The following is a 14,541-nucleotide window of genomic DNA, read 5'->3' as shown; positions in this document are numbered from 1 at the left end:
AGGACCAAGAACTATGAAGAAGATCATTAATGAACCAGGCGCCTTCGTCGACGAGTTCGTCGAAGGAATTCTGTTGGCCCATCCCGACCTCGTAAAAACTCCCGCGGATGATCGGCGGGTGTTGGTGCGTGCCGACGCTCCGGTCGTTGGCAAAGTCGGCATCGTCACAGGCGGCGGGTCCGGGCACCTCCCGCTTTTCAAGGGATACGTCGGACGGGGCCTCTGCGACGGCGTGGCGATCGGGAACGTCTTCTCGTCCCCCTCGTCGTCTCAGGTGCTGGAAGCGACCAAAGCGGTCAACGGAGGCGCGGGCGTTCTTTACCTGTATGGCAACTACGGTGGCGATGTCTTTAACTTCGATCTCGCGGCCGACATGGCCGAACTCGAAGGCATTGCCACGGTGACCGCGGTCGGCCGAGACGATGTGGCAAGTCAGCCCAAGGAACGTTCCGCAGACCGCAGGGGTGTCGCCGGAATCATGTTTGCCTTCAAGGCAGCCGGCGCCGCTGCAGAGCGCGGCGACTCGCTCGATCAGGTGGCCGCGGTGGCGGAAGACATCATCGACAACACAGCCACGATGGGAATCGGTCTCTCCCCGACGATCCTGCCCACGACCGGCAAGCCGAGCTTCGAGCTCGACGAGGGTGAAATGGAGGTGGGGATCGGCATTCATGGCGAGCCCGGGTTCCATCGCGGCGCCTTGGAGACGGCGGACCGGATTGCGGAACGCATCACCGAACGTCTCGTGGCTGACCTCGGTATCGGCGCGGGGGATCGGGTTGCAGTGCTCGTCAACGGCATGGGGGCAACTCCGCTCGAAGAGCTCTACCTCCTGTTCCGCCGCGTGCACACGCTGCTCACCGATCAGGAAATCATTATCGACAAAATCTACGTCGGGGAGTACGCCACCAGCCTGGAAATGGCGGGGGCCTCCATCTCTCTGCTGGCGTTGAATGACGAGCGGCTTGCCCTGCTCAACGCGCCAGCCGAATCCCCGTTCTTCAAGGAAGCGTGAGCAAGTCATGAATGGAAACGAACTCAGCATCGCGATCCGCAATTGCCTTCGCGAATTCACCACCTATTCGGAAGAACTTGGCGATCTTGACCAAGCCCTCGGTGACGGCGACCTGGGCATTACCGTCTCGTTGGGAGCAGCGGCGGCCGTCGAGTCGCTGGAAGCCCTGCCGACGGGCGCCACCCCGTCGGATGTCGTCCTGGCCTGTGCCAAGGCGTTCGCGAACGCTAACCCGTCGACTATGGCGGCTCTGGTGGCCGGCGCGCTACTCGCGGGTTCGCGCGTGTGGGGTGACACGCCATCCATAGCGGGCGATCAGGTTGGACAATTCGCAATCGCTGCGGCCGAATCGATCAGCCAGCGCGGCAAGTCACAGGTCGGCGACAAAACGATCCTGGACGCAATGTTCCCAGCTGCCGAAGCACTTCTCGAGGCTGGGCCGGGGGCAAAGGCGCTCGACGCCGCCATAAGCGCCGCCGAAAGCGGTGTTATCGCCTCGAAGGAACTCCAATCCCGCCGCGGCAGGGCATCGTGGATGCAGGAACGCAGCATCGGACTGCAGGACCCGGGCGCAACTGCGTTCCTGAGGTTCCTGCAGTCGTGGGCCTCGGCGAACGCGCCACTGGCTTCATCACAAACAGGAGGTCACACAGAATGACGCAAATCGCATTCCTCGGACTCGGGACCATGGGTCTCGGCATGGTCAAGAACCTAATCGCAGCAGGGCACGACGTCACCGTCTGGAACCGCTCGGAGGCACCCGTCGAATCAGCAGTCGCTGCGGGGGCGACGTCCGCTCCCACCATTGCCCGTGCGGTGACGGGCGCAGCGGTGGTGATGTATTGCCTCAGCGACGACGTGGCAGTCCAGTCCGTGGTCCTTGGCGAGGACGGTCTTGCGGCCGTCATCGACGGCAACCCCATCGTGATCGACCTCTCGACCATCAGCCCGGAGGCGAGCGCGGTCGAGCGCGAAGCACTCGAGTCGAAAGGCTTGCGCTTCCTCGACGCTCCTGTCTTCGGCTCACGCGGCGAGGCCAACAACGGCGGCCTCTGGATCGTCGTCGGGGGTGACGAGGACACCTTCAACGAAGCTTTGAGCGTGCTGGAGCCGATCAGCGAGACCGTTCACCTGATGGGTCCCGGAGGATCGGGCGTTCGGATGAAGCTCGTCGGCAACCTGGTTGTCGCATCGCAGCTTCTGGCCCTGGGCGAGTCGCTTACGTTGGCCGCTCGCGCCGGTCTGGACCTCCACAAGGTGCTTGGCGTACTCAAAGTCACAGACTTCCGTTCGCCCATTTTCGATGGCGTCGGGCCCTCGGTCCTCGCCGACGACTATTCGCCGTCATTCGCTCTCAAGCTGATGCAGAAGGACAGCCGTCTTATCCAGGATTTCGCATCCGGTCTTGGTGTAGCTGTGCCCGGAGTCACCGCCGCAGGGAAGTATGTTGATGCTGCAGTCGACGCTGGGTGGTCGGAAGAGAACGCGTCGGCTCTGATCAAATCGATCGCGGCGGAGGCCGGGGTCTCGCTGGCCACCAGCGAGCTGACAACGCAAAGTCACTGATAGGACTGTCCACGCAAACTGGGAGAGGCGTCCCGGGAGGGACGCTCACCCAGCTGCAAGTCGAAGTGCAGCTGGCCCCGCTTTAGATGGGCGGCCGATCCACAGATGAAAGAATCGACGCCCACACATCCGCCCTCCTTCGGGAGGGCGGATGTGTTTTGCTTGGCCGCCGAGGACCGGGACAGCCGGCTTTAAGAAAGCAGACGCGAAGGTTCGATACGGACTTGTCGTGTTCCGGTCTCCAGGCGCAAAATCTCGTCGAGCTCATTAGCAAATTCCATTGACCGGCATCTTGTCCCAGAGGTCGCATGCTGACGGCGGACGCTCTTGGGCATCGTTTGCGGCCATGAAAAACTGCCCATAGGCGGCCATGGAATTCGCCTTGTCGCAATTCATGCACCCGAGGATAATCTCATGTGGGGCGACGACGAAGGCCCGCTGGCGTTCTGCATCAACCTGCTGCGCGACGCCGATCAGTGAGGAGATGGCTATGGTCGACGAGACGCTGATGGTCAGCGCGGCATACTTTGATCTGGCGCCGGCCGATGATGACTGAACACCCGGGGCAAGGCGGTGCCCGGTTCCTGTTGGCCGTGATCGACGGCGGAGGAACCGTCCCGCCAGCGATCGGTCTCGCCGCCGAGCTCGTCCGGCGGGGCCATGAGGTGCACGTACTGGCCGATCCGACGATCGAAGCGTCGGCCAGATCGGCTGGTTGCGCTTTCAGCCCGTGGAGGGATGCGCCCCACGTCAACTCCCGACACGAGCAGACGGCCCTGATCGCCGCGTTAGAGGGGCGCAACCCCGTGCGCGCCTTCCGGGCGGCCAAAGACTTTGCCGCCGGGAAAGAAATGACCAGGCGCTTCGCCAATGACGTCGTGGCGACCATTCGCGAGTTCCCTGTGGATGCCGTCCTAGCGGATGGCTTGCCGGGAATTCTGATCGGGGCCCAATCGACCGGCCTTCCGACCGCCGCTTTGCTTGCACAGACCTACCTGCGGCCGACGCCGGGCCTGCCCCTGATGGGGACCGGCTGGTCACCAGGCCCGGGGGTGCTTCGCCGGACGAGGGACACGCTGGCCCCGAGAACCGTTTCGTGGCTCCTGGACCGCACCCTGCCACGGCTCAACGCCGTGCTGGCCAGCTACGGACAGCCGCCGCTGCACGACGTATTCGAGTTGTTCGACCGATGCACCAAGGTCTTGGTCATGACCAGTCCGTCGTTCGACTTCGTCGCTCCCCGGCTGCCAGCTAATGTCAGATACGTAGGGCCGCAGCTCGACGATCCCGCTTGGGCAACCGCCGAGTGGCATTCTCAGGGCACCGACCCGCTCGTCCTCGTCGCCACCAGTTCGATCTTCCAACACCAGGTCGGCCTTCTCCAGCGCATCGCTCGGGCGCTGGGCCAGCTACCTGTCCGGGGGCTAATGACAACCGGCACTGCGGTAGATCCGGACGAAATCGAGGCGCCACCCAATGTCGACGTCGTTCAGGCGGCGCCGCACAGCCGGATACTTCCCGAGGCATCTGTCGTCATCACTCATGCCGGCCACGGCACAATGATCAAGGCTCTTGCGGCCGGTGTCCCGCTGGTGTGCATACCGATGGGCCGCGACCAGAAGGACAACACGGTGCGAGCTCTCCGGCAGGGCGCCGGCATACGCCTGAGCGCAAAGTCGACGCCAGACAAGATCGCGGCAGCCGTTGCCGACCTTTTGGACGATCCTCACTATGCGGCAGCGGCTCGCCATTTCGCACACATCCTTGCCCAGGAAGCCATCTCAACGCCCAGCGCGGCCGACGAAGCTGAAGCCATGGTGCGAAGCTGACTGCATTGTGCACTGAGTGTGCCATGACGAAAGACCTGGCGCTCTTCGTCGGCCCCGACCAGCCGTACCAGACCGCCCGACTCTTCGGCGAGGACTGCCGGAAAAGATCCCGTGTGAGACGCGAACAGCCGCGGTGAGGGACTGGCTTTGCGAGCAACACGGCTCAGACAAGCGAGACCCTCTTGCACTGCTGTCCTATTACGCCGGAACCGATCAGGCGGTGAGCGCGAAGAAACGCGTTGCGGGGCTTTGGCTCGAGGCTAGCGGGCTTCGACGGTGCCCATCATGCCGAGGTCCTCGTGGTCGAGGATGTGGCAGTGGTAGACGGTGCGGCCCTGGAAATCATCGAAGGCCACCAGTACTTTTACCTGGCTGCGAGCCGGGATGTTCACGACGTCCTGCCAGGTAGGCTCGCTCAGGTCGCGGGCCCCATCCTGGACTACCTGCATCGGCCACACGTGTAGGTGGAAGGGGTGGTCCATGGAACTGGAGTTGGTCAGGGTCCACTCCTCAATCCCACCAGCCTGCACTGCGGTGTCGAGCCGGTCTGGATCGAACGCCTTGCCATTGATGGTGAATGACATCATGTTCCCACCGCTGCCATTGCCCATGCCGCCGCTCATGCCCATGTCGAAGTCCAGGGTGTGGCGGCCGGTGATTGTCCCGTTCCGCAGGTCCTGCAGCGCAGGCCCGGCGGGAACCTCCGGGAGGGTTGCTACCACATCTCCGGACACGTCAAGGCGCAATAGATCGACTGGATCGCTGTTGTCAGATTGATCGTTGCCAGCACCCATCATCCCGCCCATCCCGCCGCGATCTACGGGCGCCGCCACCAGGGTGGAGGTGCCTTTACGGGTGTCCACGAGCAGTTCCACCCGGTTGCCCGGCGCCAGTTCCACTTCGGTCACTTCTGCTGGTTCACGTACTCGGCCCAGGTCGAAGGAGAGCAACCGTACGCCTTGTCCATCGAGGGATAGGCGCAAATAGCGGGCGGCGCAGGCGTTGACGATCCGCCATCGCTCCCGTTCCCCCGGCGCGGCGGTGAGTTGCGGGCTGATCTGGCCGTTGACCAGCACAATCTGCCCCTCGCGGCCCATCATTTGCTCCATGGCAGTGACCTCCGACAGGTTCCCGGACGCGTCCAAGGACAGGTCCGATACCACCAGCACCCGCTCCCGGCTCACCGGTATCGGATCGGGATCCTCCACCACGATGGCCCCGTAGAGTCCAGCGGCCAACTGGTCGGCAACGTGACCGTGACGGTGCGGGTGGTACCAGTAGGTGCCCGGCGGGTGATCAGCCGGCAGGATGAACTCGTAGTTGAAGGACTCCCCAGGATCGATGCTCACGAACGGGTTATCCCCGTTGTCCAGGGGCGAGACATGCAGCCCGTGCACGTGCAGGTTCGTGGGTGCCTCCAGCTTGTTGGTCATTTCCACCCGGATCGTGTCCCCGCCGCGCACACGTAGGGTGGGTCCGGGTAAGGACCCATTGAAGGCCTGGACGTTGGCGGGCTGGCCGCCGACCTCAACGCGGGCAGGGGCGGCTTCCAAAGCGAACTGGAGCATCCCCTTGGCGCTGGTGAGCACCTTCGGCTGCAGCAACTTCTGACCGCCCCCGAGGGTGGCGCCGCTGTTGGACCACCACAGCCCGGCTCCGCCGGTTGCCGTCATTCCGGCACCAGCGAGGCCCAGGACCAGCAACTGCCGGCGCGTGAGTTGGCTCACCGGTCTCCCTCCTGAAGGGTCCGCAGTCGTTCGCGGTATTCCTCGGTGCTGATCTTGCCGCGGGCGTACCGCTCTTCAAGGATCTCCCGGGCGCCGCCCGGACCCGCGCCCGTTGGCGGGGTGAAGTCTCCACCCGGCGCGCTACCACGGTCTGCGCGGGCGGACCCAGTGAAAGACCTCACCAGGACGAACGCCAGCATCAGTACCCCGATGATCAGCAGGGGCCAGAAGATCCAACCCAACCCCATACCGACCATTCCATTGCCATCCATTATGATTTCGTCCCATTCCGTCGTCCCGTTACCGCTGGGTTGCCCGCTCGCCACCGATCGTCGTCGTTCTGATCGACAACCAGGGCCTGACCGGCAGTATGGCGCGGGGCAGAGTAGCTGGCTGGGGAGTGGCGCTGGTTATAGGTGCGCTCGAAGGGCATGAAAGTCTCCTTATAGGAAGTTGGTGGAACATGATGCGGAGGAACTCTTCTGGCTGCCTACATAAACTATTATACCGCTGGGGGTATCCGCGGAAGAATCTGCGTTTCCTTGGACCTCGATGGCCATGACCTGACTCCGAACCCCTGCAAGGTGGAGTCACCGATCAGCGGGCCCTCCCTCCCCTGCAAAGACAGCAACCACACCGCGGGGCCAAGCAGGACGACCTCATTGCAACCGTCGGCACCTGCCCGCGCTTCGTCACAGGGTGGTGAGCAGATCCTTCATTTCCTGGATCTGAGCCTTCTGCGAAGACACGATGCTTTCGGCCAATTTGACCGTGTCAGCATCCGATCCATTGGCGGCTTCCTGTTCGGCCATGGCGATGGCGCTGGTGTGATGGATGATCATCTGTTCCAGGAAGACCGTCGACGCTTCCGTGCCTTGCGCGGCGTCCAGCGCCTGCATATCGCCCCCTCCCATCGATCCGCCCATTGACCCGTCCATCCCGCCGGGCATGCCCGCCGGTTCGCCCCATGCTTCCAGGGAAGCGTTGAGCTGATCGATTTCGGGGGTTTGTTCGGCTTTGATTCGGTCGGCCAGGGCCATCACCCGGGAATCGATGCCTTCCTTTCCGAGGAGGCCATCGCTCATGGTGATGGCATCTTCGTGGTGGGGGATCATCAGCTGGGCGAACGTCGTGTCCGCGGCGTTGTGGTTATCGCCCGCGGATTTGGTGCCGCCGTCCGGCGTTGCCGGGGTGGTGTTTGTGCCGTCCCCTGACATCTCCGGCATTCCGGACATTCCCGGCGTGCTGCTGTTTGAGGTGGCGGACGGGCCCGGCGTGCTGCTGCTTGAGGTGGCGGACGGGCCCGGCGTGCTGGCTGGGTCAATGCCAGGATTAACGCTGCAACCGCTCAATGCGAGGCCAGCTGCGGCCAGTACTGTCGCGGATATGATCAGGGTCTTCTTCATGAGTTTGGTTCCTTCGGGGTGTGGGTGAACTATCAGCCGCAGCGGCTGCTGCGCTTTTGTCGTCCTTCGGCGCCTCTCAGCGTTCGTTAAGCATGCGGGGGTGATGCTTAACGGACGCTGAGAGGAGGAAAGCAATGATGAACAATTCACGGACCCGGGCTTTGCGGTCTATTCAGCAGTGGACGGTGGGAGGGCTGCTGGTGGCCGGTCTGGCCACCGCGGGGATGAGTGCCGGTCTCGTAGCTGGGCAACAGGCAACCCAGCAGCCTGCGCAGCAGACGGTGCAGCAGGGGGTGGTGTCCACCGGTGGGCAGGGCTTCAGTAGGAGTGCGGCCCCATTGAACGCGCCGCAACACACCCAGCAGGCCCAGCCTCAGGTCACGACCAAGGGGTCCTGAGCATGTATTCGCTCACGTTCCCCGCGATTGGGACCACGGTGGGTTTACATGTCACGGAGCAACTGAGGCTGGAACCCGCGGCGGAGTACGTCCGCACCTATCTGCGGGGACTGGATGATTCGGTCTCCCGGTTCCGGGCCGATTCCGAGCTTGGCGTCATCAACCGGAGAGCAGTATCGGGTCCGGTCACGGTCGACGTCAGCGCGCTGTTCGCCGAGGTGTTGGGGGCTGCCTTGGAAACCGCGGAGTTGACCGATGGGCTCGTTGATCCCACTATCGGTTCCGCGTTGATCCGCTCCGGGTACGATGTCGACATGAGCGCTGTCGCTAGCAGAGACGACTGGACGATGCCCAACCGCCCGGTACCAGCGCCCGGGTGGAAGCTCCTCTATTTCGATCCTGTAACGGGCGTGTTGGGCGTACCGCAGGGAATGGTCCTTGACTTTGGGGCCAGCGCCAAAGCCTATGCCGCGGACAGCATCGCTGGGACCCTGGCCCAAACCTTGCCCGGGGGGTTTCTGGTCGATCTGGGTGGGGATATCGCCGTCGCTGGGAGTCCACCGGCTGGCGGTTGGCTGGTGGGGGTGGAACAGGCCGGTGGGACCATCGGCCAGGTCGTCACGATCCATCGTCAGGCACTGGCCACTTCTTCTACCCGGTTACGGACCTGGATCCGCGGCGGTGAGCGTATCCACCACATTTTTGATCCCCGGACCGGGGACACCGCGGTACCGGTGTGGGCGGAAGTAACGTGCGCTGGCGCGACCGTGGTGGAGGCCAACGCTGCCTCGACCGCTGCTGTCATTCTGGGCGAAGAGGCCCCGGGATGGTTGGCTTTCAACGGAATCAGTGCACGGCTCAGGCGCCCGGACGGGGCGGTGGTCCGCACGGGGGGCTGGCCGAGCACTGATGAGGCTGCCACCGGTGGCAGCGCGGGAGCGATGATGTGACCCCGGCCGTCAATGAGGTCCTCTGGGTGCTATCCCGGGCCACCGGAATCACCGCCATAGTGTTGTTGACTGTGGTGTTCATCCTTGGTGTGGTCACCTCGGGGCGGAGGCGTCCGGAGGGCACGCAGACCACCGTGATCACCGGCCTGCACCGCAACCTTGCCCTGGGTATGACGGTGTTCCTGATAGTGCATGTGGTCACCGCCGTTCTTGAAACCTACGTGGACATCGGGTGGATGTCCGCCGTCGTACCCTTCACCTCCGGGTATGAGCTGGCCTGGGTGGGCCTCGGTACTATTGCTTTCGATTTGCTGATCGCTGTGACAGTGACATCCATGCTGCGGCAACGGGTACCGGATCCGTGGTGGGCGCGTGTCCACGCCGTTTCCTATGTGTTGTGGCCGGCCGCGGTCGTGCACGGCATCGCCCTGGGAACAGGCAGCGCCTGGGCCCTTCGGGCCGTGAGCATCGCCTGCCTGGCGGCAGGGACCGGTGCCGTGATTTTCCGGCTCTCGTCCCGGCAACCCGATGAAACCCTGCGGCACCGGATCGGGGCACAGCCATGGCAGTGACCATCATCGACGACCTCGTAGCGGCGGGGCTTACCGGTCGTGGCGGTTCAGCATTTCCCACTGCGGTGAAGCTCGCCGCAGCACAGCGTGCCGGGGCGGAACTGATCATCAACGCCTGCGACGGGGAAATCGGTGCAGCCAAAGACGCTTACGTGCTGAAACGGTATCTGGCCGAGGTGGACCACGGTGTCCGGCTGACACAGCTAAAGCAGGCGACGTACGCTGTCCACGCCGGAACGGATGCCGAGAAGTTCCTGCTGGCACACGGCAAAAGGGTGCTGCCCGTCCCGCACCGGTACGTTTCCTCCGAGGCCAGCGCCCTCGTCGCTTTACAGCGTGGCGGGCAGGCAAGGCCGATGACCAAGCGCACGCGACTCGTGGAGGGCGGGCGCACCCCTGACGGTAAAAACACCCGTCCCGCGTTGGTGCTGAACGCCGAAACGGTGCTGCGCATCGCCCAGATTGAGCAGCACGGCCCGGCGTGGTTCCGTTCCTTCGGCACCCCCCTGGACCCCGGCCCACGCATGGTCACCATCATCGGGGCGGTACCTTCCCCTGGGGTCTACGAAACACAGGCCGGACCACCACTGGCGGACATCCTCGCCTTGGCCGGTCACGCCGACCCTGGTTCCTCCGCCCTGAATATTGGTGGCCTGGGCGGGAGCTTCATCCCGATGGACAGGGTGCCGGGCCTGGCCTACTCCAGTCCATCCCTGGCAACAGCGGACGCAGTCATCGGCCCCGGAGTCATCAACGTGCTCGCCCCTGGCTCCTGCCCTGTCGACACGGTGTCCGGGATGCTCGCCTGGGCCGCGGGAGAATCCGCCGGGCAGTGCGGGCCCTGCATGTTCGGTGTGCCGGCTGTGTCGCACGGTTTCCATCAGCTTGCGAGCGGAACTGGAGGGCCCCGCGTCCTGCAGGACCTCAAGCAGCGTATTGGCCTGCTGCCGGGGCGGGGAGCCTGCCACTTCCCGGACGGTATCGCAGCGTTCACTGCCAGCGCCCTGACTGTGTTCGCCGTGCACCTGGAAGAACATGCCGATGGTTTCTGCACGATCCGGCAACGGGGCGCCGCAGCATGAGCAATGAAACCAGCGCCGAGGCAGGGGAAGTGACTGGACGGTTCCTTGCGGTGGACCGGATCGCCTGCACCGGGCACGGGGTGTGCGCGACCCTCCTGCCCGAACACATCATCCTCGACGAATGGGGCTACCCGATACTCAGCGGTCCCGCCACGGAGAGCCGTGAGGCGCGACTAGCCGTGAAGTATTGCCCGGCGCGCGCCCTCTACTGGAGCGCCAATCACTAACCGGTCGTGACCGAAACCTTATCCGCTCCCGTAGAGGGCGCGAGGGCTGTACTCCTGCCCCGGGCCGGGATACTGCTGGAAGTCCGGTCAGAGGACTGTGGCTCCGAACAGCAATCCGATGCCGTACGTGATCATCAGCCCCACAGCCCCGCCGACCACTACCCGCAGGGCTGCTTTCCGGACTGACCCGCCGCCGATTTTGGCCCCGGCCGCACCGGTCAGCGCCAACGCGACTAACACGATGCCATAGGTGATCCACACCCTCGCCTGAACAGGGGAGAGCAGGATCGCCAGGACCGGCAGAAGCCCACCCAGCAGGAAGGCCACGGCCGAGGACACGGCGGCGTGCCACGGGTTAGTCAGTTCCTCCTCATCCACGCCAAGTTCCATTCGCAAGTGGGCCTTGAGAGGATTCCTGGCCGTCAGTTCCCGCGCCACCGCAGTTGCCGTGGTACTGCTGAGACCTTGCTGCTCATAGAGCCCGGCCAATTCTTCCAGTTCGGATTCCGGGTTCTCGGCGAGTTCACGTATTTCCTTGGCAATCAAATCCTTCTCGCTGTCGCGTTGGCTGCTCACCGAAACGTATTCACCCAATGCCATGGAAACCGCACCGGCTGTTAGGCCGGCCATCCCTGCGATGAACACCGGCTGAACCTCGGTGCTGGCACCGGCGACACCGATCACCAGTCCTGCCATCGACAAAATGCCGTCATTGGCGCCGAGGACCGCGGCGCGAAGCGCGTTCAGACGTCCGGACATTCCTGAGACGTGAGGCTCAGGATACGCATGCACAGGCATAAGTACTCCTTTGTTTCAAGTCCAGAGCGTACCGCAACTCCATCTACCTGAGGAGCATAAGCGGCACTGGGTTCCGGCTGCGTGCGGGTTGGTCCTTATCTGGCTCTCAGGGTCTCTCAGCGTTCTCTAAGCAGGCAGGGGTCAGAGTGGTTACAGGCACCGGGAAACGGGGCCGGACCTGAACGGAAGACAGCAATACCGGGAGGGTCCAAGTCCTCACTGAAAGGCACCACCATGAACGCCACCCCCAGCAACAAAAAGAAGATGCTCGTCGGCTCCCTTGCAGGGATTGCACTGATCGGAGGAACCGCAGCGGTCGGACTGACCGCCGCGAATGCTGCGACCGTCGCGCCAACCCCGCCGGTCCAGGCCAGCCAAGACGGCAACGAAGCGGACGAGAAGCAGGAACCGAAGCTCAACGGATCTATCACTGCTCCCGAGTCGGCAACCGAGCAGTCCGAGGCAGACGAGTCTGCACAGCTTGCGAAGCTGGCGACCATCGACGCGAAGGCCGCCGAAGCCGCCGCCACCGGATCGGCACCAGGATCCAGTGTGGTCTCCACCGAACTCGGTGACGAGAACGGGTCGGTCGTCTACGAGGTGACCGTCAAGGACGGTGCCGGAGTGTTGACCGAGGTCGAGGTCGACGCCGGCAACGCTACTGTCCTGGCCACCGAGGCCGGCGAAGACGAAGCGTCCGAGGAAACAGAGGACGAATCGGGCGAAGCCGGTGAGAGTGCTGAGGACGAGTCCGGAGAAACGGGCGAAACCGCAGATGACCAGACCGGCGCAGACAACGAAGCCGACGGCGAACAGGACGACGCGCAGGAGGCCGCATCAGCGGAAACCAACTAACAACCCGAACAACATCATCCACATCCAAATAAGACCCCGGTCGCACACCCGCCCCCAAACGGTGTGCGGCCGGCCTGCGTCCCGGATCAGCACCAGCACGGGAGGCATGCAGCAAACCAAACCTCCGGTCAAGCGTTCTCAGGGTTCCTTCAGCAACCCTGGTGCAGGCTGGCAGGAACGTAAGTCCACCGCTTCTTATCCATATCTGAGGGGATTCTTCCGATGACCGTTTACCTACCCATCGCTGTTGCCGATGTGGCGACCGCCGTCCCGTGGTCGAACCTCACGGATCCCGCTGCCTTGTTGCAGGGCCTGGGAGGGTGGGCTCTGGGGGTAGTGGCTGGCATGGTGTTCATCGAATCAGGGGTTCTTTTCCCCTTCCTGCCGGGGGATTCGCTGATCTTCACGGCCGGCCTGTTGCATGCCCGTCTTGGGCTGAACCTTGCCGTGTTGGTCACAGTCATTGTGGTAGCTGCGATTGTGGGGGACCAGGTGGGGTACTGGCTGGGCCGTCGTTTCGGGCGCCGCCTGTTCACCGACGATGCCCGTGTGCTGAGGTCCCGGCATCTAGCCAGCGCGGAAGGCTTTTTCGCCCGTTATGGGGGCCGGTCCCTGGTTTTGGCACGTTTCGTGCCGTTCGCGCGGACCTTTGTCCCGCTGGCGGCTGGTACCGCCCACTACCCGTACCGGAAGTTTCTGCTCTGGAATGTTCTCGGCGCTGTGCTGTGGGGGGCCGGGGTGACGATCGCCGGGTCCCTTCTCGGTGGTGTCCCGTTCATCACGGCGCATGTGGAGCTGATTGCCTTGGTCATTGTTGCCGTCTCGGTGGTTCCGACGGTGATCGAAATCCTCCGGCAGGTTCGCCGGAATCGGTCGGAAACAAGCCCCGCCGTTGCAGTCCTTGGGGAGGCTGAACCCAGTCTCTCCGGGTCCTCCACGGGCAGGGTCGGTAACGGCGTTGACTAGGATGGGCGCTAACGAAGGAGAACCACTGTGAGGATTCTGTTGGTCGAGGACGAAAAAGATCTCGCGGAGTCCATCCGCCGCGGCCTGACCAATGAGGGGTTCGTGGTCGACGTTGCCAATGACGGCGTGACCGGGGCCTGGCTGGCACTGGAGAACCCCTACGACGTCGCGGTGCTGGACATCATGCTGCCGGGAAAGCACGGCTATCAGATCCTGAAGGAAATCAGGGAAGCTAAAATCTGGACCCCAGTCCTGATGCTGACCGCCAAGGACGGCGAATACGATCAAACGGATGCCTTCGACCTCGGGGCTGATGATTATTTGACCAAACCGTTCAGTTTCATTGTTCTGGTCGCGCACCTCCGGGCGTTGATCCGGAGGGGCGCTCCCGAACGCCCGGTCAACCTTGCCGTGGGTTCACTGGTTCTGGATCCGGTCCGCCGAACGGTCACCCGGAGGGACACCGTGCTGGCGCTGACGCCGAAAGAGTACGCAATCCTGCAGTATCTGATGCGCAGCCATGATCAGGTGGTCTCCAAGGCCGAGATCCTCGATAACGTGTGGGATTCCGCCTACGAGGGCAGCGACAACGTGGTCGAGGTCTACATGGGGTACCTGCGCAAAAAAATCGACACGCCGTTCGGCATGAATACCCTGAAAACCGTGCGCGGTATGGGGTATTGCCTGGTCTCCGATGAACGTTGATCCCGTCCGGCCACGTCCCCGCAGCAGGGGACGGCTACAGGGCATATGGGGGGTGCGTAAACAAGCCACAGCCGCGGCCGTCGCTACTCTGGCCATCGTGCTCACGATCGCCGGGGTGGTGCTGCTGATCCTCCTGCGCTCGTCTCTGCTGGACAACGCGCGTGACCTGGCTATTCAGCACCTGGATTCAGTTGTGGAGCAGATCAGTGAGGATGACAGCGTCGATATTGCCGGTGACATCACCGGCACCGACACCCAGATCACCCAGATCCTGCGCCCCGACGGCACCCTGGAAGCGACCTCCGATGATGCCTTCACCGAACCCCTCTACGCCGAAGGCGCACTTTCACCAGGGGAAACCTACGTATCCGCCCAGCCGGGCCCACTGAGCATTGTCGACTTTGACGATTACCTCACAGCGGCAACCGGTATCGGGCTGCCTGAG

At 63.5% G+C, this 14,541-nt stretch carries 17 protein-coding genes and 1 pseudogene; 14 read left to right on the top strand and 4 right to left on the bottom strand.

Annotation, left to right across the window (positions count from 1 at the left end; all coding sequences use genetic code 11):
- The first annotated feature begins 13 nt into the window (after positions 1–13).
- From ACX80O_RS14190 to ACX80O_RS14170, 5 genes are all read left to right on the top strand, one after another.
- Positions 14–1,015 carry a dihydroxyacetone kinase subunit DhaK gene (locus ACX80O_RS14190; protein ID WP_459308553.1) on the top strand — a complete coding sequence of 334 codons (1,002 nt, stop codon included), beginning with the start codon at positions 14–16 and terminating at the stop codon, positions 1,013–1,015.
- A 7-nt stretch (positions 1,016–1,022) separates the two neighbouring features.
- Positions 1,023–1,673: a DAK2 domain-containing protein gene (locus ACX80O_RS14185; protein ID WP_459333824.1), complete on the top strand. Its 651-nt coding sequence runs from the start codon at positions 1,023–1,025 to the stop codon at positions 1,671–1,673.
- Positions 1,670–2,581, top strand: a complete 912-nt coding sequence (locus ACX80O_RS14180) for an NAD(P)-dependent oxidoreductase (protein WP_459308557.1) — start codon at positions 1,670–1,672, stop codon at positions 2,579–2,581. Before ACX80O_RS14185 ends, ACX80O_RS14180 begins: the two co-directional genes overlap by 4 nt.
- 327 nt (positions 2,582–2,908) lie before the next feature.
- Positions 2,909–3,061, top strand: a complete 153-nt coding sequence (locus ACX80O_RS14175) for a hypothetical protein (RefSeq protein ID WP_459333823.1) — start codon at positions 2,909–2,911, stop codon at positions 3,059–3,061.
- Between the two features lie 65 nt (positions 3,062–3,126).
- Positions 3,127–4,410, top strand: coding sequence for a glycosyltransferase (locus ACX80O_RS14170; RefSeq protein WP_459333822.1), 1,284 nt, complete (start codon positions 3,127–3,129; stop codon positions 4,408–4,410).
- A gap of 260 nt (positions 4,411–4,670) precedes the next feature.
- Here ACX80O_RS14170 and ACX80O_RS14165 read toward each other — a convergent pair whose 3' ends face one another.
- From ACX80O_RS14165 to ACX80O_RS14155, 3 genes are all read right to left on the bottom strand, one after another.
- Positions 4,671–6,137, bottom strand: coding sequence for a multicopper oxidase family protein (locus ACX80O_RS14165; RefSeq protein WP_459333821.1), 1,467 nt, complete (start codon positions 6,135–6,137; stop codon positions 4,671–4,673).
- Positions 6,134–6,409, bottom strand: a complete 276-nt coding sequence (locus ACX80O_RS14160; RefSeq protein ID WP_459333820.1) for an SHOCT domain-containing protein — start codon at positions 6,407–6,409, stop codon at positions 6,134–6,136. Before ACX80O_RS14160 ends, ACX80O_RS14165 begins: the two co-directional genes overlap by 4 nt.
- Positions 6,410–6,829: 420 nt before the next feature.
- Positions 6,830–7,543, bottom strand: a complete 714-nt coding sequence (locus ACX80O_RS14155; protein WP_459333819.1) for a DUF305 domain-containing protein — start codon at positions 7,541–7,543, stop codon at positions 6,830–6,832.
- Positions 7,544–7,677: 134 nt separating this feature from the next.
- Here ACX80O_RS14155 and ACX80O_RS14150 point away from each other — a divergent pair, with 134 nt between their 5' ends.
- Genes ACX80O_RS14150 through ACX80O_RS14130 form a run of 5 tightly spaced genes read left to right on the top strand, consistent with a single transcriptional unit; the run spans position 7,678 to position 10,772 of the window.
- Positions 7,678–7,941 carry a hypothetical protein gene (locus ACX80O_RS14150; RefSeq protein ID WP_459333818.1) on the top strand — a complete coding sequence of 88 codons (264 nt, stop codon included), beginning with the start codon at positions 7,678–7,680 and terminating at the stop codon, positions 7,939–7,941.
- Positions 7,942–7,943: 2 nt separating this feature from the next.
- Positions 7,944–8,891, top strand: a complete 948-nt coding sequence (locus tag ACX80O_RS14145) for an FAD:protein FMN transferase (protein ID WP_459333817.1) — start codon at positions 7,944–7,946, stop codon at positions 8,889–8,891.
- The gene (locus ACX80O_RS14140; protein WP_459333816.1) at positions 8,888–9,463 is read left to right on the top strand and encodes a ferric reductase-like transmembrane domain-containing protein; all 576 of its coding nucleotides are present in this window, start codon (positions 8,888–8,890) and stop codon (positions 9,461–9,463) included. The genes ACX80O_RS14145 and ACX80O_RS14140 overlap by 4 nt, the downstream gene beginning before the upstream one ends.
- Positions 9,454–10,545: an NADH-ubiquinone oxidoreductase-F iron-sulfur binding region domain-containing protein gene (locus ACX80O_RS14135; RefSeq protein WP_459308571.1), complete on the top strand. Its 1,092-nt coding sequence runs from the start codon at positions 9,454–9,456 to the stop codon at positions 10,543–10,545. Before ACX80O_RS14140 ends, ACX80O_RS14135 begins: the two co-directional genes overlap by 10 nt.
- Positions 10,542–10,772 carry a ferredoxin gene (locus tag ACX80O_RS14130; protein WP_459308573.1) on the top strand — a complete coding sequence of 77 codons (231 nt, stop codon included), beginning with the start codon at positions 10,542–10,544 and terminating at the stop codon, positions 10,770–10,772. Before ACX80O_RS14135 ends, ACX80O_RS14130 begins: the two co-directional genes overlap by 4 nt.
- A gap of 87 nt (positions 10,773–10,859) precedes the next feature.
- On the opposite strand, the gene ACX80O_RS14125 is transcribed toward ACX80O_RS14130, so the two are convergent.
- The gene (locus tag ACX80O_RS14125) at positions 10,860–11,570 is read right to left on the bottom strand and encodes a VIT1/CCC1 transporter family protein (RefSeq protein WP_459333815.1); all 711 of its coding nucleotides are present in this window, start codon (positions 11,568–11,570) and stop codon (positions 10,860–10,862) included.
- 234 nt (positions 11,571–11,804) lie between these two features.
- On the opposite strand from ACX80O_RS14125, the gene ACX80O_RS14120 reads away from it, so the two are divergent.
- From ACX80O_RS14120 to ACX80O_RS14105, 4 genes and pseudogenes are all read left to right on the top strand, one after another.
- Complete coding sequence (locus ACX80O_RS14120; protein ID WP_459333814.1) at positions 11,805–12,425, top strand: PepSY domain-containing protein; 621 nt, start codon at positions 11,805–11,807, stop codon at positions 12,423–12,425.
- A 222-nt stretch (positions 12,426–12,647) separates the two neighbouring features.
- Positions 12,648–13,391 (top strand): DedA family protein, encoded by a 744-nt coding sequence (locus ACX80O_RS14115; RefSeq protein WP_459333813.1) that lies wholly within the window; start codon positions 12,648–12,650, stop codon positions 13,389–13,391.
- A 27-nt stretch (positions 13,392–13,418) separates the two neighbouring features.
- Positions 13,419–14,096: a response regulator transcription factor gene (locus ACX80O_RS14110; RefSeq protein ID WP_459308580.1), complete on the top strand. Its 678-nt coding sequence runs from the start codon at positions 13,419–13,421 to the stop codon at positions 14,094–14,096.
- Between the two features lie 52 nt (positions 14,097–14,148).
- Positions 14,149–14,541, top strand: a pseudogene (locus tag ACX80O_RS14105) (hypothetical protein); the annotation flags it as partial.

The organism is Arthrobacter glycogeni (genome assembly GCF_054511155.1).
This window is presented reverse-complemented; position numbering and strand designations above follow the sequence as displayed.